This window comes from Corynebacterium tuberculostearicum (assembly GCF_032821615.1).
GTDB classification, from domain to species: Bacteria; Actinomycetota; Actinomycetes; order Mycobacteriales; family Mycobacteriaceae; genus Corynebacterium; species Corynebacterium tuberculostearicum_H.
In genome coordinates this window covers 38,999-56,638 of sequence record NZ_JAVBIF010000006.1, presented here as the reverse complement: position 1 = coordinate 56,638, position 17,640 = coordinate 38,999, and the positions used below count along the sequence as shown (strand labels likewise).

Genomic DNA, 17,640 nt, shown 5'->3' with positions numbered 1-17,640 from the left:
GAGACACGCCACCTGACCGCCCATAAGGAGACGCACACCATGAACTCTCTTGTCCTCGCCATCATCGGCATCGCGATGATGGGCGCCGGCTATCTGCTCTATTCCAAGGTCCTAGGAAAGAGTATTTTCCGACTATCCCCGAACTACTCCACCCCAGCCCACACCATGGAAGACGGCGTGGACTATGTGCCCACCAATAAATACGTCCTATGGGGCCACCACTTCACTTCCGTGGCGGGCGCCGCGCCCATCATTGGTCCGGCTGTAGCCGTCATCTGGGGCTGGGTTCCGGCGTTTCTCTGGGTCACCCTCGGCACCGTCTTCTTTGCCGGCATGCACGATTTAGGTGCGCTGTGGGCGTCGCAGCGCCACAAGGGCCAGTCCATCGGCACGTTGTCTGGTCGCTACATTGGCAAACGCGGGCGCAACCTCTTCCTCATCGTCATCTTCCTGCTGCTATTGATGGTGAATGCCGCCTTCGCCGTGGTCATTTCGAACCTGCTGGTCTCCACCCCTACGGCCGTAATCCCCACGTGGGGCGCCATCGTCGTCGCGCTGCTTATCGGCCAGGCCATCTACCGCCTGAATTGGAACCTGCCGCTGGTCTCCATCGTGGGCGTTGTCGCGCTCTACGCGTTGATGATCATCGGTGACCGCGTGCCTGTGGTCCTTCCAGATACGGTCCTGGGCATCCCCGCTAACGGCGTGTGGATCATCTTGTTATTCATCTACGCCTTCATCGCCTCGCTGCTGCCGGTATGGGTGTTGCTGCAGCCGCGCGACTACATCAACGGCCTCCAGCTTTTTGTGGGCCTGGCCATCTTGTACGGCTCCTTCCTCATTACCCGCCCTTCGCTGGCCGCGCCGGCGCTGCGCGACAACGTGCCAGACGGCACCCCGGGCATCTTCCCGCTGCTCTTTGTCACCATCGCCTGCGGCGCTATTTCCGGATTCCACGGCGTGGTGGCCTCCGGCACCTCCTCTAAGCAGGTGGATAAGGAAACTGACGTGCGCTTTGTGGGGTACTTCGGCGCCGTGGGCGAGGGCCTACTCGCACTGGGCACGATCATCGCCACCACCGCGGGCTTTAAGTCCCTGCAGCAGTGGGAAGAGATTTACTCCGAGTGGAATGCCGGCGGCGTGGAGGCCTTCGTGCAAGGCGGCGGCGCACTCATGAATGAGGGCATGGGGATTCCCACCTCCCTCTCCGTCACCATCTTGGCCACCATGGCCGTCCTCTTCGCTGCCACCACCATGGACTCGGGCGTGCGCCTGCAGCGCCTCGTGGTGCAAGAAATTGGCGAGATCATGGGCGTGCGCATCAAGGCCTTGGCCGCCACCGTCATCGCGGTGGGCTTGGCCTTCGGCCTGACCTTCTCCGCCGGTGCGGATGGCTCCGGCGGCATGACCATCTGGCCGCTATTCGGCACCACCAACCAGCTCATGGCGGGCCTTTCCTTGGCCATCGTGGTGGTCATCCTGACCCACCTGCGCCGGCCGACGTGGCCAGTGGTCTTCCCGCTCATCTTCGTTACCGCCATGTCACTGTGGGCCGCACTCCTCCAGCTGAAGTCCCTCTTTAGCAGCCAGAACTGGCTACTATTCTGCATGGACGTCATCATCGTGGTCGCCGCCATTTGGGTGATTGTGGAGGCCGTCGGCGCCATTTCCCGTGCCCGCAAGGAGGCCCCGCTGGAGTGGTCCGATGATGACCTTGACGCCCCGCTGCCCGAGCATGCTCGACAAGCTTAAGGCACTTGCGGCCGGGCTCACCGAGTACTACCAGGCCCCGTATCGCGCCAGCTTTGCCAGAGCCCAGCAGCAAGAAGACGATCTCTTCATGATGCTGGTCGCCTCGGAGGCGCTCGGCATCCCCAACCCGGCCAGCTACTACACCCTGGAGCTTTTGCCGCTGGTTTATGAGGATTTCCACGCCTGGCATACGCGCATGGGAATGGATAGATCCCCGTTGGAGAATATTCAATGTTGTTAGAGACCGCACCCATCATGTTCTTTGGCGGCAAGGGCGGGGTGGGCAAGACCACCCTGGCCACCGCTACCGCGCTGCGCCTGTCCCGTGAGCACCGCGTCTGCCTGGTGTCCACGGACCCGGCGCATAATCTGGGGCATATTTTTGGTGCCTCGCTTGGCGACGCCCCCGTAGACCTCACCCCTACCCTGTCCGCCATCGAGATCAACCCTGCGCGCGCGACCGAGCAACACCTAGCGCAGGTAGGGAACTCGATGCGCCGCTTTATGCCCGAACACCTCCATGGTGAGGTTAAAAAGCACCTCGACCTAGCCCGGCAATCGCCCGGTACACAGGAGGCGGCGCTATTGGAGCGCATAGCGGCGCTGGTAGTGGAGGAGTCGGACTTCGACTACCTCATCTTCGATACCGCCCCCTCTGGGCACACTTCGCGGCTTATGGCCTTGCCGGAGATCATGGCCGCCTATACCGATGGATTACTCTCCCGACGCGAGAAATCCGATAAATTCGGCTCACTGGTGCGCGGTATGTCGCAAGGAAGCGGCGCGGATAATGACCCAGTGGACCGGCGCAATCAGGAAATTCGCGCCACGCTTTTCCAGCGCCGCGAGCGCTTTGCCCAGCTGCGCACCGCGCTTACCTCTCCGCGCACCGTGTTCCACATCGTGCTCACCGCCGAGCGCCTGCCCGTGTTGGAGTCAGCCGAGTTCCATGCGGACCTCACGAGCAACGGTGTACGGGTGGGATCCATGCTGGTTAACCGGCGCACCCCGGAGAACCAAGGCGAGTTCTTGGCCGCCCGACGCGCCGCCGAGGATGAGGCGCTCGCACTCCTGCGCACCCAGCTGCCCGATACCCCGGTGCGCGAGGTTCCGTGGTTGCCGGAGGAAGTGGGGACTCCGGGGGCCGTCGGCAAGCTGGCGGCCTACCTCTAGCTCCACCCGCCCGCGCCGCTGTGGGCTTGGGTCTGCTAAAACCGAAACTATGACTTTGCTCACCAACGAATACCTATCCCACTTGCGCGAGGAGGCCGCGGCCGATTCCCGGCTGCGCATCGCGCGCAACGCCATTACCAACGTCGGGGCGGCCAAGGCGGCCCTGGACCGCGACCGCATTACGGCCCTCTACCCCACCACCGAGGTCAAGCTGGATAGCTTGGGCGTATCGGACCAGAAGCGCTCGGGCCGCTGCTGGATGTTCGCGGCGCTGAACGTCTTCCGTCACCGCGCGGCCAAGGAGCTCAACGTTGATAACTTCGAGTTTTCTTTCACCTATCTGCAGTACTTTGACAAGCTGGAGCGCGCCAATCTGGTGCTCAACCAGCTGCTAGACAAAAAGGACGCCGGCTGGGACGAGCGCACCGTCGCCGCGGTGCTGGACCATGCGGGCGCCGATGGCGGCTGGTGGTGCTTCTTTAGCAACCTAGTGGCCAAGTACGGCGCCGTCCCTGCCGAGGTCATGCCGGAGGTGCGCTCGTCTGGAAATACCGCGGAGATGAACCGCGATCTTGCCACCGTGGTGCGCCGCGCCGCCGCCCAGGACGGCCCGCGCGAAGACATCCTCGCCCAGGCGCGCAAGGATATCCACCGCATCCTGGCCATCCACCTGGGCACCCCGCCGGAGGAATTTACCTGGGCGTATCGCACCAAGGACGAGCAATTCGTGCGGCTGCACTCCACCCCGCGCGAGTTTGCGGATAAGTACCTGCCGAACTTGGACGAGTACGTGGTGCTGGCCGATGACCCCCGCTCCACCAACCCCAAACATCGAGTATTCAGCAGTGCCGAGGAGACCAATGTGTTGGGAGGCGCACCGCAGGAGTACCTCAACGTCAGCGCGGCCGAGCTGAAGGACACTGCCAAGCGCAGCCTGGCGGCCGGTGAGCCGGTGTGGTTTAGCTGCGATGTCAACCGCCAGTTCTCCTTCCTCAACGGCGTATGGGACGAGGGATTGGTAGATACCGATGGCCTTTACGGCATCGATTCCTCCATGAGCAAGGAGGAGCGTTTTACCTCCGGCGAGACCGCGCCCACCCACGCGATGGTGCTCACCGGCGTCGATGGTGACCGCGCCTGGCGCGTGGAAAATTCCTGGGGTTCTAAGCCACCGCGCAAGGACGATGGCGAGGATGTACCCGGCAAGGGCTTTGCCACCATGGCCGATGCCTGGTTTGACCAAAACGTCTTCCACATCGCCGTGCGCAAGGAGCACCTGAGCGACGAACTGGCCCAGGCCCTTACCACCGAACCAATTGAGCTCCCCCTCTGGGACCGGATGAACTAAGGAGAATCGAGAAATGACAGAGATTAACCCAAACGAGGTTCATGCCGCCACCACCGAGCTCACCAGCGATGCCGCGCTGCGCCTGGTGCGCAATGGGGTGGCCCAGGAAGGCGTCGATAAGCTCAGCCTCGACCACGAGCAACTACGCAGCCTCACCCCAGTAACCAGCCATAAGCTAGATTCCTGGGGCGTGGCCGACCAGAAGGCTTCTGGCCGCTGCTGGATTTTCGCCGGCCTCAATTCCCTGCGCGGCGGACTGATGGACAAGGCCAAGCTCAAGGACTTTGAGCTCTCCCAGACCTATATTTACTTCTTTGACAAGCTGGAAAAGGCCAATTGGTTCCTCACCGCCATGGCCGAGCTCAAGGACCGCGAGATTACGGACCGCACGGTGACCAAGCTCATGGATGATCCCATCGATGACGGCGGCCAGTGGTCCATGTTCGTCGCCCTGGTGGAAAAGTACGGCGTGGTGCCGCAGTACGCCATGCCGGAGACCGCCTCTTCCGAGGCCACGGCGATGCTTAACCGCAACCTGCAGACCGTGCTGCGCCGCGCCGCCCACCGCATCCGCAGCGGCGAAGAGGGCGCGCATGAGCAGGCGCTTGCCGACGTCTACCGTATCCTCACCGCCAACCTTGGCCTGCCACCCGAGGACTTTGTGTGGCAGTACCGCGATAAGGACGATGAATTCCACCGCGCCGGCACCTATACCCCGCAGGAGTTTGCCCGGGAATACCTGCCGGCGGACCTAGGCGAGTACGTGTGCGTGGTCAACGACCCGCGCAATGCCTATGGCGAGCTCTACACCGTGGAGTACCTGGGCAACGTGGCCGGAAAGCGCGTGACCTATTTGAACGCGCCTGTGGAGGTGTTGCGCGATGCCGCGCGTGCCTCCATCGAGGACGGTCAGCCGGTTTGGTTCGGCTGCGATACCGACCAGCAATCCGATGATGAACACGGCGTGTGGGCCAAGCACCTGCACGATTATGAGGCCTTCTACGGCGTGGAGATGGATCTGGACAAGGCGCAACGCTTGCGCCTGCACGAGTCCATGATGACCCACGCGATGGTGTTTACCGGCGCCGATATCGCAGACGACGGCACCGTCAATCGCTGGCGCGTGGAGAATTCCTGGGGCCCGAAGAAGGCCGATAAGGGCTTTTGGACCATGGCCGATGACTGGTTCGATGAGTTCGTCTTCGAAATCGCCGTGCACCCCTCCCGCTTGCCGGAGCAATACCAGGCGGCGTTGCAGTCCGAGTCCGTCACCACCCTGCCGGCCTGGGATCCGATGGGCGCGTTGGCGCGTTAAGCCTGCGGCACGCTAGGCCTGCGGCGTGCCCAGGCGGCGCACATAGAGCATGCACTCCAAGTCGCGGTCCTCGTTGACCGCGATGGTGCGCTCGCCCACCTGGGTGAAACCGCGGCTGTCATAGAACTGATACGTGCAGCCGTCATCGGTAAACAAGTAGACATTCTTTCCCTCGTGACGGGCTTCGAAGGCCTCGAGCAGCGCCGTGCCCACGCCGCTCACGCCGGAATTGGGGTCGGCGACGAGGAAGCCGATTTCGCCATCAATGGGGTGCTTACCCAAGTACTTGAGCAGCATGTCCTGATTGGCGGCATCGTAGTCATCGCGGTGGCCGCCCGGGCGCAGGTTATTAAAGATTTCCACCGCGTGAACAAACGCCTTGCGCCACCACGGATACGGCAGCGCGGGCTTGCCTTTCATGGAGGCTAATAGCACGCCGAGGAAGCGGTCGCCATCGTAAGCCGCCAAGATATCGGTGGCCTTGGCGCGCTCTAAATCCCAAAAGTAGCGGCCATAGGCGCGCTCGAAGCGCGGGCTCTTCACAAACCAGTGCAGGTGCATGCCCTCGATGGCAAAAGAAATAGCTTTGGGCTCATCGCGCGGGTCAAGGTCGCGGATCTGGATATCGGTCATTAGTCCTCCGATGGCTGCTGAGAAGCGGTACCCTGCGCGCGCTGTTGCTCGCGTTGTTGCTCACGCTCGAGCTCGGCCTTGGCTTCGTGCTCTTCAATATTATTAAAGCCGATGCCCAGCGGCAGGCCCACATTGTCGATGAGGCGGACACCGCCGATGTTCGCGGCGACGAGCAAGCGGGCATCACCTTCCTCAGGAGGCATGCCGAGGTCGCGGCCGCGCACCTCGAGGTAGTCCGGCTCAACGCCTGCTGCGCGCAGGACTTCCGCGGCAACCTCGCGGACCTTCTCCGCACCGGCTTCGGCGGCATGCGCACCGGCGGTCAGCGCGGCGGATAGGGCCGCAGCCTGGTCGCGGGAGTCGGCCGGGACGTTGGTATTGCGCAGGCTCATCACCACGCCATCGGGCATGCGTACGGCGGGCACGCCCTGCACGCGGACACCCAGGTGGAAGTCCTGAACCGCGTGGTGGATGGTGAGGAGGAGCTCGTAGTCCTTTTCTCCGAGGAGGACGTCGGTAGGCGAAAGCGTCAGGATGAGCGCAAGGTACAGCGAGAGATCCTCGCTGAGGTCCGGCTCGAGGGCGGTCGAGGCGTCGGCCGGAGCTACGGCAATGCGGCGGCCATGCGGCCACAAAGTTTGTGGCGAGTAATCCCAGACAATATCCACGCCCTCGGCGCGCAGGAGCTCAAGATCCTCCTCGTGCGGGGACTGCAGGGCCACGACGGTAACCGCGCCGCGGATGTGCTTGGCCGCGCGCACCAACGCGATATGGCCGGCGTGCACGCCGTTGGTCAGCGGCACGAAGGCTACCGGACGGCCAGTCTTATGAAAGGCGCTTCCGACCATGCGGATGCGCTCAATCTCGCTGATAACGGTGGCGTTTCCCAGCTCTAGGCTCATCGGCTCTCCTCTTGTAGGGCCCACATTTCTAGCTCCTCGCGGCCGTCTACCTCGCCTAGGCGGCGGGCAACCTCCACATAGCTGCGGCGCAGGCCGGGATCGGTGGCGCCGCGGTAGGCAGCAATGGCTTCTTGACTATCAAAGTCACTGCCTACCGGCGGCCATTCCTCCGTCGGGGCGAAAAATTCTGCTTCCCGTGCCGCAGGTACCTGTAGCCGGTGCAGCATGTCGGCATAGTAGACGCGTGCGGCAAAAGGGGCACGCTCGGCGTCCGATAATGCGAGAACATCGGCGTGAAACTCCCCGGCGATGAGTTCCACGATGGTTTCACCTAGCTCATCCAAGGTGGTTGCAGCCCACCGTCCAGAAACGATAGGGGCAAGCGCGGCTACCACACAGCCGCGAGTCTCCAGCGGATCCAAAACCTGTACGCCACGCGACAGGCAGGTGTGGACGGCAATAAGACCGCGGTGAACGTGGGGTTCCAGTAGTTCTACTGCAGCATCTAGGCGAGCATCGCCGACCGCAATGATAAGCGCCTCAAAGGAAGAAAGCTCCGCTGGATTGGAGATTTCAACAATCTCGTGGCCGGCACGCGCCATTTCTCCGGCTAGGTTGATACCAGCCGAGCTACGACCGAAGAGTGCTACCCGCATGCGTGGCGGGCGCATTTATTTATCCTTCTTCTTCGCCTGGGCCAGCAGCTCGGCCACGGATACCGCGCCCTCGCGCTTATCGTCGCTGCGGCGGCGGCCACGGGAATCGGGCTCATCGGCGGCCGCGCGGTGATGGGAGCGGGCTGCCTTCTGGCGCACCGGCTCGGACTTTTCTGGGGCCACGTGCTGACCGGAGCCCGGGTACTCCGCGCGCTCATCGCGCTGCGGCGCCGCCTGCTGCGGAATGTCCTGGGTCTCATCATTGGCCTTGGTGGCAGCCTCTGGCTTGCGGTGGCTGCCATGGTGCTCGCTGGCCGCAGACGTGCGGGCATTCTTCAGGGAATCATCGCCGCCGGTATCCCAGCGCACGGCCTGGAAGCCACCAGTATTGAAGGTGGAAGCACCGGAAGTCTTGCCGGTGGTGCGCTGCGCACGGGTCTTTTCGCTGATGATGTCATTAAGCGGGTTGGACTCGGCGTGCGCCGCGGACGGCTGGTTGCCCAAGCGGCCGGCGATAGCATCGGCGGACGGGGCGCCAGAAGAGGACTGGGTGAAGTCCACATTGCCTTCCTCAGAGCCAGGGCGAGTAGCAGCCGCGGTCTGGGCCTCGAGCTGCATGATGCGGCGCGCCTCGGCATGCAGGGCGGCCGGTTCATAGGTGAAGTCCTGGCCGGAAAGATCCTCAATCTGCTTGCGGATGGAAGCCAGCTCGGTGCGGATCTCATCCAGCAATTCCTGATCCGGCAAGGGCTGGCCATCGGCGGCGCGGGCCTGCTTAAGCTCGGCGCGGTGAGCGCGCTCCTGCAGCTCCAGCTTGGTCACGGACTCCTCGGCCTGGCGGCGGTAGCGCATCACCAGGAAGAAGCCAAGCACGGCGGCCCACAAAGCGGCGATGAGCGCAATCTTAAGGGCTGCGGCAGAGCCGGAAATCAGCATGACGATGCTGGCAACAACGGCCAGCACCACAAGGACGATGAGCCCGATCTGGCCCAGATCCGGCTTGGTCGACTTGGAGGGAGTTTTGCTAGAAGAAGAGCGCGGCTCAGTCATGCTCACTAATGTACCGCCTGTACCCCATCTGGTGGGGGCGGGGTCTCGCAGTGTCGCTCCAGCCGCAGGCCAGCGGCGGCCATCGCGAGGCCACCGAGCGCGGAGGCAATGACGCCCACGAGGTCATCGGAGGCCGCAGTGAGCGTGCCGGCGTTGGGGATGACGTAGACGGCAATGCCGGCATAAATGCCACCCACGATGGAACCCGTCCATGCCGAGGCCTTTCCTACCAGCATGAACTGCGTGATGGTCATGGGGTTGAGCTGCGAATTATCTAGACCGATGCCATGCTCGTCTTCGGTTGCTTGGTCCACCTTCCAGGTCAGCGCCAGACAGACTATGGCCATGAGCCACAGCGTGGCCGAGACCGTTACCGGAATTTGCAGCATGGAGCCATAAAAGCGCGTGGTGAGTATGGCCGCCGCAGCGGCAAAGAAGACCCCGGTGCCGATGAGGGCACCCAGCGAGGTCCGTGTCATAGCTCCTCCATCATGCCCAGCCGGCGAATCTCGGCGCGCTCTTTCGGGTCGAGTGCTGCTACCCGCTTGGCGACGCCCTCCCCACTCAACCTAGCACCAGCATCGGCCGCCAACCACGGAATCAGCACGAAGGCACGCTCGTGGGCATAAGGATGCGGGACGATGAGCTCTGGATCGTCGGAGGTATAACCTTCAATATCGACGATATCCACATCCAGCGTGCGCGGGCCCCAGTGGCGCACGCGCACGCGCTCGGCGGCCTCTTCGAGCTTCTGCCCGCGGCGCAGCAGTTCCTTCGGGGTCTCGTCGACGTCCACGATGAGCACCGCGTTGAGGAATTCGTCTTGGTCCGTCACGCCCCACGGCGGGGTGGCGTAGACGGGCGAGGCAGCGACGATCTCGCCGGCAAACTCGTCGAATACCGTGCGCAAAAGCTCCACGCGGTCATCCATATTGGAGCCGATAGACAGCACCGCGCGCATTATAGGGTCCTCGCATGCTTGCGGGAGCGACGGGCGACCACGGCGACGTCGGCAAAAGTGCGCGGAATCGGCGCCTGCGGCTTGTGGAGGGTGACCTCCACGGCATGCAGGCCCTCGAAGGTCTCCATGATGGTATCGGCGACCTCGCTGGCGACGGTCTCGATGAGGTCGCGGGCGGGGCCTTCGATGATTTTCGCGGCGACGTCGGCAAGCTCGGCGTAATTGATGGTCTTGGTCAGATCATCGGTGGCGGCGGCCTCTGCGAACTCGGACCAGCAGGTGATATCCACGATGAAGGGTTGGCCGGTGCGCTTTTCTTCCTCGAAGACGCCGTGGTAGCCAAAGCATTCCAGGCCGGTGAGCTCGATGCGGTCTGCCATGTTTTACTCCTCAGGGTTGCGCGGTAGGGCGGTGGATTTCATGGTGCCATTGCCATCAGCGCCATTGCTATAGCTGCCGCTGGCATTGGCCCCACCCTTGTAGCCGTCGCCGACATTCCACGCGGCCGCAACATCGACGGCGTCGCGCGAGACGGCGACCTCGTGCACGCGCACGCCCCACGCGCCCATCTGGGCGGAAATGGCGGTCACGGCTGCAGTTGCGGGATCGGCCAGCAACGGGCTGGACTCCACGCCGCGGTCCTCCCGGATGGCGGCGAGGAAGCGCTTGCGGGAAGCGCCCACCAGCATGGGGAATTCGGCGTCGAGGAACTCCGGCAGGGCCTTGAGCAGCGCCCAGTTATCCTGTGGGGTCTTAGCAAAGCCCAGGCCCGGATCGAGCACGATATTATCGCGGCGCACGCCGGCCGCCAGCGCGTTATTCGCCAGGCGCTCGAGGGTCTCATGCACATCGCGCACCACATCGCCGCCGTGGTCGGCGCTACCGGCCGCGGAGCCAAAGGCGCCTTCCTGCAGCGTGCGCCAGTGCATCAGGCACACGGGCACGCCGGCCTCGGCCATCGCGCCATACATCTCCGGATCGGCCAGGCCACCGGAGACGTCATTAATCATGTCCACACCGGCCGCTGCCGCCGCGCGGGCCACCGAGGCGCGCATCGTATCCACGGAGGTGCGGATGCCCAGCTCGCTCAGCGCCTTAATGACGGGAACCACGCGGCGCTTTTCGACGTCCGCCTCCACCCGCACCGCACCCGGCCGGGTGGACTCACCACCGACGTCAATCATGTCCGCGCCCTGCGCCACGAGTTCGCGGGCGTGGTTGATGGCGGCATCGACGTCCAACCACTTTCCACCATCGGAGAAGGAATCCTCCGTGACGTTGACGATGCCCATCACCAGCGTGCGGTTGGCGATGCTCAGATCCGATACCGAGGTTGCCTGCTGCATGGCGTGCTCCTTCTCGCTTTCGTAGTGAACCGGGGGTTTAGCTGCGAATCAGGCTGAGTACCTCGGCGCGGGAGGCGGCATTGTTCTTGAAGCCGCCGCGCACCGCGGAGGTGGTCGTCGTCGCACCCGGCTTGCGAATACCGCGCATGGCCATGCACAAGTGCTCGCACTCAATGACCACAATGACGGACTGCGCACCGAGGACCTCCACCAAGGCGTCCGCTACCTGCTGGGTGAGGCGCTCTTGGACCTGGGGGCGCTTAGCGTACATATCCGCCAGTCGAGCGAGCTTGCTCAAACCGGTGACGTGGCCGTCTTTGCCCGGGATGTAGCCAATATGCGCCACGCCGTAAAACGGCACTAGGTGGTGCTCGCAGGTGGAATAAATGGGGATATCGCGCACCAGAACCAATTCTTGGTGGTCCTCAGCGAAGGTCTTGTGCAGGACCTCGGTCGGGTCCTCGTGCAGTCCGGCAAAGACCTCGCGGTAAGCGCGGGCCACGCGGGCAGGGGTTTCGCGCAAGCCCTCGCGGTCAGGGTCCTCCCCAACCGCAAGGAGCAGCTCACGCACCGCTGCCTCCGCTCGGTCTTGGTCAAAGGCGGCGCGAGCGGGAATGTGATTATCAGGCATTATTTATCTTCTTGCTTGTCGTCCTCGCGCGCATAGGGGTTCTTGCGGCGATCCTTCTCGTCCCAGCCAGGGGTAAACCACTGGCTGGTCTCGGCATCGGCATTCGCGCCGGCATCCGGCTTGTGGTGCTTTCCCCCACCGGTAGCGGGGCGTGCGGCCGGACGGGCGGATGACTCGGAAGCCGGGGCAGACTGGCCGTCGCGGGACTGCTGGGTCGGCTGGGCCGACTGGGCCGGCGAGGAGTTCGCGGATTCTTTCGCGGGACCGCTGCCCAGCTCGCGGGCGGTGTCCGGGTCGACGTAATCGCCGGCGTGCTGACCAAAGTTGAAGCCCACCTCGCCCTTCGGCTCTTCGCCGGCAAGGCGGCGCTCGCGGGCGGCCCGGGAGGCATCGAGAAGCGTCATGCGCTTAGGCAGCTCCTCGCCGCGCTCTTTCGCCAGCTCAACCGGGGTCTTCACTGGGGCGTAGCCAATCTGGCGCGGGAAGCGGTCGTCCTCGCCTGGGAAGACGTCGAAGGCCTCGCGCGGCTCGATGCCGTCGAAAATGCGCTCCAGGTCAGGGCGGCGCAGGGTTTCCTTCTCCAGCAGGGCCTCGGCCAGCTTATCCAGGTAGTAACGGTTATTGCGCAAGATGTCATAGGCCTGCTCGTGCGCGCGCTCGAGCAGGTAGCGCATCTGCTCATCAATCTTGGAGGCAACTTCATCGGAGTAATCGATGGAGCCGCCGCCACCCATCTGGCTGAAGGGATCGCCCTGTTCCTTGCCGTACTTCACGGTGCCCAGGTCCGGCGAGAAGCCGTACTCGGTGAGCATGGAACGAGCGATCTTGGTGGCGTTTTCAATATCGGAAGACGCACCGGTGGTCGGCGCACCGAAGACCAGCTCCTCGGCCGCGCGGCCACCCATGGCAAAGACCAAACGGGAGAAGAGCTCGTCGCGGGTGTACATGCCCTTGTCGTCTTCCTGGGAGGTCATGGCGTGGCCGCCGGTGCGGCCGCGGGCCAGGATGGTGACCTTGTACACGCGCTCAATATCCTTGAGTGCCCACGCAGAAAGCGTGTGTCCGCCCTCGTGATAAGCGGTGACCTTCTTCTCGTGCTCGGAGATGATCTTGCCCTGGCGGCGCGGGCCGCCCACCACGCGGTCGGTGGCCTCTTCCAGGGCGTCATAAGTAATGACGTTGCCGCCGATGCGGGCGGTAAGCAAAGCGGCCTCGTTGAGTACGTTGGCCAGGTCCGCACCGGACATGCCGGCGGTGCGCTTGGCCAGCTGCGCTACGTCAACCTCTTCTGCCAGCGGCTTATTCTTCGCATGCACGCGCAGGATCTCCTCGCGGCCGGCAAGATCCGGGTTGGTGACCGGAATCTGGCGGTCGAAGCGGCCCGGGCGCAGCAGCGCCGGATCGAGGATATCCGGGCGGTTGGTGGCAGCGATGAGGATTACGCCTTCGCGGTCACCAAAGCCGTCCATTTCTACTAGGAGCTGGTTGAGGGTCTGCTCGCGCTCATCATGGCCGCCGCCGGTACCGGAACCGCGCTGGCGGCCCACGGCGTCGATCTCGTCCACGAAGATAATGCAGGGGCTATTTTCCTTCGCCTGCTTGAACAGGTCGCGCACGCGGGAGGCACCCACGCCGACGAACATCTCCACAAAGTCAGAACCGGAGATGGAATAAAACGGCACGCCGGCCTCGCCAGCCACGGCGCGGGCAAGCAAGGTCTTACCGGTACCCGGAGGGCCATAAAGCAGCACGCCACGCGGAATCTTGGCACCCAGCTCGTGGTAACGAGTGGGATCTTCCAGGAAGTCCTTGATCTCCTGCAGCTCGTCCACGGCCTCGTCCGCGCCGGCCACGTCCTCAAAGGTATTGGTCGGCATATCCTTGGTCAGTTCCTTGGCCTTGGAACCGCCGATGCCAAACATGCCACCAGCGCCCTGCTGCATGCGGGACATGAGCCAGAAGAGCACGCCGAAGAGGATGAGCATCGGCAGCAGCATGCTGAGCATGGAGCCCAAGAAGGATTCCTGCGTGACGTTGGTCTGGTACTTCTCGGCACCGGAATCCTTGACGGCGTTAAAGACCTGCTCGGAGGCGCGGGCCGGGTACTTGGCCACGATCTCCTGCACGCCGTCGCGCTCGTCTACCGTGATTTCGTCCTTGAGCTTGATGCGCAGGCGCTGCTCGCGGTCATCGATTTCCACCTCATTGACGTTTTTGTCCTTGAGCTGGGTCAGCGCAACGGAGGTATCCGCTTGCACGTAGCCGCGGGCGTCGTTGCTAAAGAAGGTAAAAGCGTACAGCGCGATAAGGATGAGGGCCGCAATCCCGCCGTAGCGAAGAATCTTGTTGTTTTTCATTACTGCGCGATTTTAGTTGGTGGTATAGACATCGGGGTGGAGGGTGCCCACGTAAGGCAGATCGCGGTAGCGTTCCGCAAAGTCCAGCCCGTAGCCGATGACGAATTCATTCGGGATATCAAATCCCACATCCAGCAGGTCAATATCGGCCTTGACTACCTCCGGCTTGCGCAGCAGGGTGACCACGTTCAGCGAGGCAGGGTTGCGGCCTTCCAGGTTGCGGATGAGCCACGACAGGGTGAGGCCGGAATCGATGATGTCTTCCACGATGAGCACGTTGCGCCCGGCAATATCGCGGTCCAAATCCTTCAAAATGCGCACCACGCCGGATGAGGAAGTGGAGGCACCGTAGGAGGATACGGCCATAAACTCCAGCTCGGAGGGGATAGATAGCTTGCGCGCAAAGTCCGTGAGGAAGAATGCTGCGCCCTTGAGCACACAGACCAACAGGAGGTCTTGCTCAGAGTCGGCATACTTTTCCGAGACCATATCCGCGAGTTCTTGGACGCGGCTTTGCAGTTCCTCTTCTCCAATGAGGATTGCTTCTACATCGTCACCGTAGCGGTTTGCGGGAACGGCGAAGTCTTTCTTGTCGTGCACGTGTGCGCTCCTTTAATGACCGGACAATAGTGCCAGTTTGCCACCTATACGGGCTACTTCCAACCTCTGCCCCACCTGCCGCGCCGATCGCACGGCCACCGGGCCTTGCCCGTGCCAGTGGGTGCACAGCTTGCCGACGTCCCCCACTCCCCTCCTTGTTACCTCTACCCCCTCGCTGACCAGCCACGCAGCGATCGCCCGCCGGCGCTGCGGTTCCGCCATCGCCGCCAGCTCGGCGCAGTCGGTGGTGGGTGGGGTGCGCAGGGCGGCGTCGTCAAGCGCGGCGTCGCCTGCGGCTTGTGCCAGCGCTGGCACCGCGTCCCCGCCGATGATGCGGCTCAACTGCGGAATGACCTCGCGGCGCAGCGCCACGCGGCGGAAATTCGTGTCCGCGTTCTGCGGATCCTGCCACGCCGAGAGGCCCAGCTCCGCGCAGGCGCCCTCGGTATCGGCCCGGCGCACGTTCAGCAGCGGCCGCACCACGCGGGCGCCTTCGACCTCGCTGCGCTCGCTCATGCCGGTCACCCGTCCGCGCAGCGCACCAAGCAGCAGCGTTTCCGCCTGGTCGTCGGCCGTATGCGCCACGGCCACCTCTAAACCTTCGACCGCGCACGCGGCGGCCAGTGCCCGATACCGCGCCACCCGCGCGGCCGCCTCCATCGACTCCGCCCCCGCCGCAGCGCCCGCCTCAACGCTAAGCACCCGCGCCCGCGCGCCCAGCGTTCGCGCCTGTTCGGCCGCGCACTCTGCCTGCGCCCGCGATCCGTCCTGCAACCCGTGGTCCACGCACAGCGCGAGCACCTCGTGCCCCTCCGCCACCAGCGCCGCCATCAGAGCCAGCGAATCCGCACCTCCGGACAGCCCCACCGCCACTGCACGGTCAAGGCCCGCGGCGCGCACGCCGCGCCGACACGCCAGAAAGTGCGGCGAAACCCGCGGCCAAAAGGGCTTATTAGAACTCATGCAGTGCAGAAGCCAACGCGTCTTGGGCCTTGCGGGCGGCCAAAATATCACCGTCATTCACAAGGAAGGCAAAGGCATATACGCGCCCGGAATTACCCTGCGCGGTGCCGGCCAAGGCCGAGACCCCAGTCAGCGTGCCCGTCTTGGCGCGCACATAGCCCTTGGCCGCGGAATCGCCGTAGCGCTCGTATAGCGTGCCATCGCCGCCGGCCACCGGCAGGTAGGACACCAGCGGGCGCAGGTGCGGATCCTTGACCGCGCCATTAATGAGCTGCGTCAACAGCCCGGCGGTGAGCCGATTGTCCACCGAGAGCCCGGAATTGTCCTTAATGTCGACGCCCTCGACGTCGAATCCCTGCTCCCGCAGCACCTCGAGCGTGGCCTGCGTATCGCCTTCAAAGCTGGCTTCCTTGCCTCGGGACATCGCCAGCTCACGCGCAATGGCCTCAGCCATGACATTATCGGAATGGCGCACCATTTCTCGGGCGCGGTCCGCTAGCGGCGGCGAATCCACGCTCGCCACCTCCTGCGCATTCTCTGCCACAGAGCCCATACCTACCTTGCCCGCGCCGAGGCGATCGCCTAGCTGCTTAGCCACATCCAAAGCCGGCTCATGACTCCTCGGCACATCCCCCGTCGTCGCGCCCAGGCGACCACCGTAGAGCATGGCCGGTTCCATCGGCGCGACGAAGCCGCCGTCCACGTTCTCCGGATCCCACCCCGGGGCCTGCGCCTCGCCGGACCATACGGAGGTATCGATGTAGACTCCATCGACCTGCTCGACGTTCTTCGAAATCTGCTCGGCCAAATCATCGAGCTGTTCGTGCGTCATCCACACATCGCCCGCGGCCTTAATAACCACGTTCCTTTCGTTCGACCCACGGTAGACCTTGGTGGTGATTCTCTCATTCTCATCCAGCGCCAACGTCGCCGCCGCAGTGGTGAGGACCTTCGTGGACGAGGCCGGGGTAAGCCGCTTATCCGCGTCGCGCTGCCACACTACGTCGCCGGTTTCGGTATCGATCACCTCGCCGCCGAAAGTGGCAAGGTCCTTATTCTTAGCGAGCTCATCCAGCTTCGCCCTCAGCGCATCCAGGTTTGCCTCGCCCGGCTCTGCTGCGCTCAACGGCTCCTTAGGAGCCTGCACCGCCTGTGCTTCTCCATGCGAGAGATCGCCGTATTCGCGCTGGAGGGTAACGCCCAGCGCAGCCGTACCTCCGACCGCTGCTGCTACCACGAGCGCGGTCGCTGACCACCAAACATGCTTTGCTTTCATTGCCTTTAACCCTAGCGCGAATCCGCAACGCGCTAGACTATGGGCAGTAATTGATACCCAATCCCCCATGGAGGACATCGCTGTGAGCGTTGAAGTAACCATTGAAATCCCGAAGGGCTCCCGCAACAAGTACGAGGTTGACCACGAGTCCGGCAAGGTCTACCTCGACCGTTACCTGTTCACCCCGATGGCTTACCCGGCTGACTACGGCTTCATCGACCACACCCTGGGCGAGGACGGCGACCCGCTCGACGCCCTGGTCATCCTGCCGGAGCCGGTCTTCCCGGGCGTTGTCGTTGAGGCCCGCATCGTCGGCGTCTTCAAGATGACTGACGAGGCCGGCGGCGATGACAAGCTGCTCGCCGTCATCGATGACCCGCGCTGGGAGCGCTACCAGGACATCAACGATGTGGAGCAGCACATCAAGGACGAAATCGAGCACTTCTTCGTCCACTACAAGGACCTGGAGCCGAACAAGGAAGTTACCGGCTCCGGCTGGGGCGACAAGGCTGAGGCAGAGAAGATCCTCGACGAGGCAAAGGCTCGCTTCAAGTAAGCGCTTCTGCCGCACGCTAACGGCGGCACTGTGAAGGTACGTTTCCGCAGACGGTGGGGACCAAAGAGGTTTCCCACCGCGCGCCGAAGCGTACCTTTCGCGTTTTCCGACTAATCACTGT

19 protein-coding genes are annotated in these 17,640 nt (G+C 63.5%); 6 read left to right on the top strand and 13 right to left on the bottom strand.

The genetic code is table 11. The features are described 5' to 3' along the window. Positions 1-39 precede the first annotated feature (39 nt). The 5 genes from RAE09_RS06355 to RAE09_RS06335 are packed head-to-tail and all read left to right on the top strand — an operon-like array spanning position 40 to position 5,588. Positions 40-1,752, top strand: coding sequence for a carbon starvation CstA family protein (locus RAE09_RS06355; protein ID WP_316981249.1), 1,713 nt, complete (start codon positions 40-42; stop codon positions 1,750-1,752). Then, complete coding sequence (locus tag RAE09_RS06350) at positions 1,736-1,993, top strand: cory-CC-star protein (RefSeq protein WP_316981248.1); 258 nt, start codon at positions 1,736-1,738, stop codon at positions 1,991-1,993. The genes RAE09_RS06355 and RAE09_RS06350 overlap by 17 nt, the downstream gene beginning before the upstream one ends. Beyond that, positions 1,984-2,925 (top strand): ArsA family ATPase, encoded by a 942-nt coding sequence (locus RAE09_RS06345; RefSeq protein WP_316981247.1) that lies wholly within the window; start codon positions 1,984-1,986, stop codon positions 2,923-2,925. Before RAE09_RS06350 ends, RAE09_RS06345 begins: the two co-directional genes overlap by 10 nt. A 49-nt stretch (positions 2,926-2,974) precedes the next feature. Then, positions 2,975-4,273: a C1 family peptidase gene (locus RAE09_RS06340; RefSeq protein ID WP_316981246.1), complete on the top strand. Its 1,299-nt coding sequence runs from the start codon at positions 2,975-2,977 to the stop codon at positions 4,271-4,273. A 13-nt stretch (positions 4,274-4,286) separates the two neighbouring features. Continuing rightward, a complete protein-coding gene (locus RAE09_RS06335) occupies positions 4,287-5,588 on the top strand; it encodes a C1 family peptidase (RefSeq protein ID WP_316981245.1) in 1,302 nt (433 codons plus the stop codon). A gap of 12 nt (positions 5,589-5,600) precedes the next feature. Here RAE09_RS06335 and RAE09_RS06330 read toward each other — a convergent pair whose 3' ends face one another. The 13 genes from RAE09_RS06330 to dacB are packed head-to-tail and all read right to left on the bottom strand — an operon-like array spanning position 5,601 to position 16,963. Beyond that, positions 5,601-6,221, bottom strand: coding sequence for a GNAT family N-acetyltransferase (locus tag RAE09_RS06330; RefSeq protein ID WP_316981244.1), 621 nt, complete (start codon positions 6,219-6,221; stop codon positions 5,601-5,603). Beyond that, positions 6,221-7,123 carry a pantoate--beta-alanine ligase gene (locus RAE09_RS06325; protein WP_316981243.1) on the bottom strand — a complete coding sequence of 301 codons (903 nt, stop codon included), beginning with the start codon at positions 7,121-7,123 and terminating at the stop codon, positions 6,221-6,223. Before RAE09_RS06325 ends, RAE09_RS06330 begins: the two co-directional genes overlap by 1 nt. Continuing rightward, positions 7,120-7,794, bottom strand: a complete 675-nt coding sequence (locus RAE09_RS06320; RefSeq protein ID WP_005329912.1) for a Rossmann-fold NAD(P)-binding domain-containing protein — start codon at positions 7,792-7,794, stop codon at positions 7,120-7,122. The genes RAE09_RS06325 and RAE09_RS06320 overlap by 4 nt, the downstream gene beginning before the upstream one ends. After that, positions 7,795-8,829, bottom strand: coding sequence for a DUF6779 domain-containing protein (locus tag RAE09_RS06315; protein WP_316981242.1), 1,035 nt, complete (start codon positions 8,827-8,829; stop codon positions 7,795-7,797). Between the two features lie 5 nt (positions 8,830-8,834). Next, positions 8,835-9,308 (bottom strand): DUF3180 domain-containing protein, encoded by a 474-nt coding sequence (locus RAE09_RS06310; RefSeq protein ID WP_316981241.1) that lies wholly within the window; start codon positions 9,306-9,308, stop codon positions 8,835-8,837. Continuing rightward, a complete protein-coding gene (gene folK, locus RAE09_RS06305) occupies positions 9,305-9,790 on the bottom strand; it encodes a 2-amino-4-hydroxy-6-hydroxymethyldihydropteridine diphosphokinase (RefSeq protein ID WP_200435730.1) in 486 nt (161 codons plus the stop codon). The genes RAE09_RS06310 and folK overlap by 4 nt, the downstream gene beginning before the upstream one ends. After that, the gene (folB, locus tag RAE09_RS06300) at positions 9,790-10,170 is read right to left on the bottom strand and encodes a dihydroneopterin aldolase (RefSeq protein ID WP_150851412.1); all 381 of its coding nucleotides are present in this window, start codon (positions 10,168-10,170) and stop codon (positions 9,790-9,792) included. Before folB ends, folK begins: the two co-directional genes overlap by 1 nt. A gap of 3 nt (positions 10,171-10,173) precedes the next feature. Further along, complete coding sequence (gene folP, locus RAE09_RS06295) at positions 10,174-11,136, bottom strand: dihydropteroate synthase (protein WP_316981240.1); 963 nt, start codon at positions 11,134-11,136, stop codon at positions 10,174-10,176. A 37-nt stretch (positions 11,137-11,173) separates the two neighbouring features. Further along, a complete protein-coding gene (gene folE / locus RAE09_RS06290) occupies positions 11,174-11,767 on the bottom strand; it encodes a GTP cyclohydrolase I FolE (RefSeq protein WP_005325658.1) in 594 nt (197 codons plus the stop codon). Further along, positions 11,767-14,124: an ATP-dependent zinc metalloprotease FtsH gene (gene ftsH / locus RAE09_RS06285; RefSeq protein ID WP_316981239.1), complete on the bottom strand. Its 2,358-nt coding sequence runs from the start codon at positions 14,122-14,124 to the stop codon at positions 11,767-11,769. Before ftsH ends, folE begins: the two co-directional genes overlap by 1 nt. A 12-nt stretch (positions 14,125-14,136) precedes the next feature. Then, on the bottom strand, positions 14,137-14,724 hold the full coding sequence (gene hpt / locus RAE09_RS06280) for a hypoxanthine phosphoribosyltransferase (protein WP_204610938.1): 588 nt from the start codon (positions 14,722-14,724) through the stop codon (positions 14,137-14,139). A gap of 12 nt (positions 14,725-14,736) precedes the next feature. After that, positions 14,737-15,687, bottom strand: a complete 951-nt coding sequence (tilS, locus tag RAE09_RS06275; RefSeq protein ID WP_316981238.1) for a tRNA lysidine(34) synthetase TilS — start codon at positions 15,685-15,687, stop codon at positions 14,737-14,739. After that, a complete protein-coding gene (gene dacB, locus RAE09_RS06270) occupies positions 15,677-16,963 on the bottom strand; it encodes a D-alanyl-D-alanine carboxypeptidase/D-alanyl-D-alanine endopeptidase (protein ID WP_316981237.1) in 1,287 nt (428 codons plus the stop codon). Before dacB ends, tilS begins: the two co-directional genes overlap by 11 nt. A 67-nt stretch (positions 16,964-17,030) precedes the next feature. On the opposite strand from dacB, the gene RAE09_RS06265 reads away from it, so the two are divergent. Further along, complete coding sequence (locus RAE09_RS06265) at positions 17,031-17,519, top strand: inorganic diphosphatase (RefSeq protein ID WP_218840696.1); 489 nt, start codon at positions 17,031-17,033, stop codon at positions 17,517-17,519. The last annotated feature ends 121 nt before the right edge of the window (positions 17,520-17,640 follow it).

What these genes read in the sequence shown, in the direction of transcription:
- RAE09_RS06355 (WP_316981249.1), top strand. Translation starts at nt 40, where the DNA reads ATGAACTCTCTTGTCCTCGCCATCATCGGCATCGCGATGATGGGCGCC.
- RAE09_RS06350 (WP_316981248.1), top strand. Translation starts at nt 1,736, where the DNA reads ATGCTCGACAAGCTTAAGGCACTTGCGGCCGGGCTCACCGAGTACTAC.
- RAE09_RS06345 (WP_316981247.1), top strand. Translation starts at nt 1,984, where the DNA reads ATGTTGTTAGAGACCGCACCCATCATGTTCTTTGGCGGCAAGGGCGGG.
- RAE09_RS06340 (WP_316981246.1), top strand. Translation starts at nt 2,975, where the DNA reads ATGACTTTGCTCACCAACGAATACCTATCCCACTTGCGCGAGGAGGCC.
- RAE09_RS06335 (WP_316981245.1), top strand. Translation starts at nt 4,287, where the DNA reads ATGACAGAGATTAACCCAAACGAGGTTCATGCCGCCACCACCGAGCTC.
- RAE09_RS06330 (WP_316981244.1), bottom strand. Translation starts at nt 6,221, where the DNA reads ATGACCGATATCCAGATCCGCGACCTTGACCCGCGCGATGAGCCCAAA.
- RAE09_RS06325 (WP_316981243.1), bottom strand. Translation starts at nt 7,123, where the DNA reads ATGAGCCTAGAGCTGGGAAACGCCACCGTTATCAGCGAGATTGAGCGC.
- RAE09_RS06320 (WP_005329912.1), bottom strand. Translation starts at nt 7,794, where the DNA reads ATGCGCCCGCCACGCATGCGGGTAGCACTCTTCGGTCGTAGCTCGGCT.
- RAE09_RS06315 (WP_316981242.1), bottom strand. Translation starts at nt 8,829, where the DNA reads ATGACTGAGCCGCGCTCTTCTTCTAGCAAAACTCCCTCCAAGTCGACC.
- RAE09_RS06310 (WP_316981241.1), bottom strand. Translation starts at nt 9,308, where the DNA reads ATGACACGGACCTCGCTGGGTGCCCTCATCGGCACCGGGGTCTTCTTT.
- folK (WP_200435730.1), bottom strand. Translation starts at nt 9,790, where the DNA reads ATGCGCGCGGTGCTGTCTATCGGCTCCAATATGGATGACCGCGTGGAG.
- folB (WP_150851412.1), bottom strand. Translation starts at nt 10,170, where the DNA reads ATGGCAGACCGCATCGAGCTCACCGGCCTGGAATGCTTTGGCTACCAC.
- folP (WP_316981240.1), bottom strand. Translation starts at nt 11,136, where the DNA reads ATGCAGCAGGCAACCTCGGTATCGGATCTGAGCATCGCCAACCGCACG.
- folE (WP_005325658.1), bottom strand. Translation starts at nt 11,767, where the DNA reads ATGCCTGATAATCACATTCCCGCTCGCGCCGCCTTTGACCAAGACCGA.
- ftsH (WP_316981239.1), bottom strand. Translation starts at nt 14,124, where the DNA reads ATGAAAAACAACAAGATTCTTCGCTACGGCGGGATTGCGGCCCTCATC.
- tilS (WP_316981238.1), bottom strand. Translation starts at nt 15,687, where the DNA reads ATGAGTTCTAATAAGCCCTTTTGGCCGCGGGTTTCGCCGCACTTTCTG.
- dacB (WP_316981237.1), bottom strand. Translation starts at nt 16,963, where the DNA reads ATGAAAGCAAAGCATGTTTGGTGGTCAGCGACCGCGCTCGTGGTAGCA.
- RAE09_RS06265 (WP_218840696.1), top strand. Translation starts at nt 17,031, where the DNA reads ATGGAGGACATCGCTGTGAGCGTTGAAGTAACCATTGAAATCCCGAAG.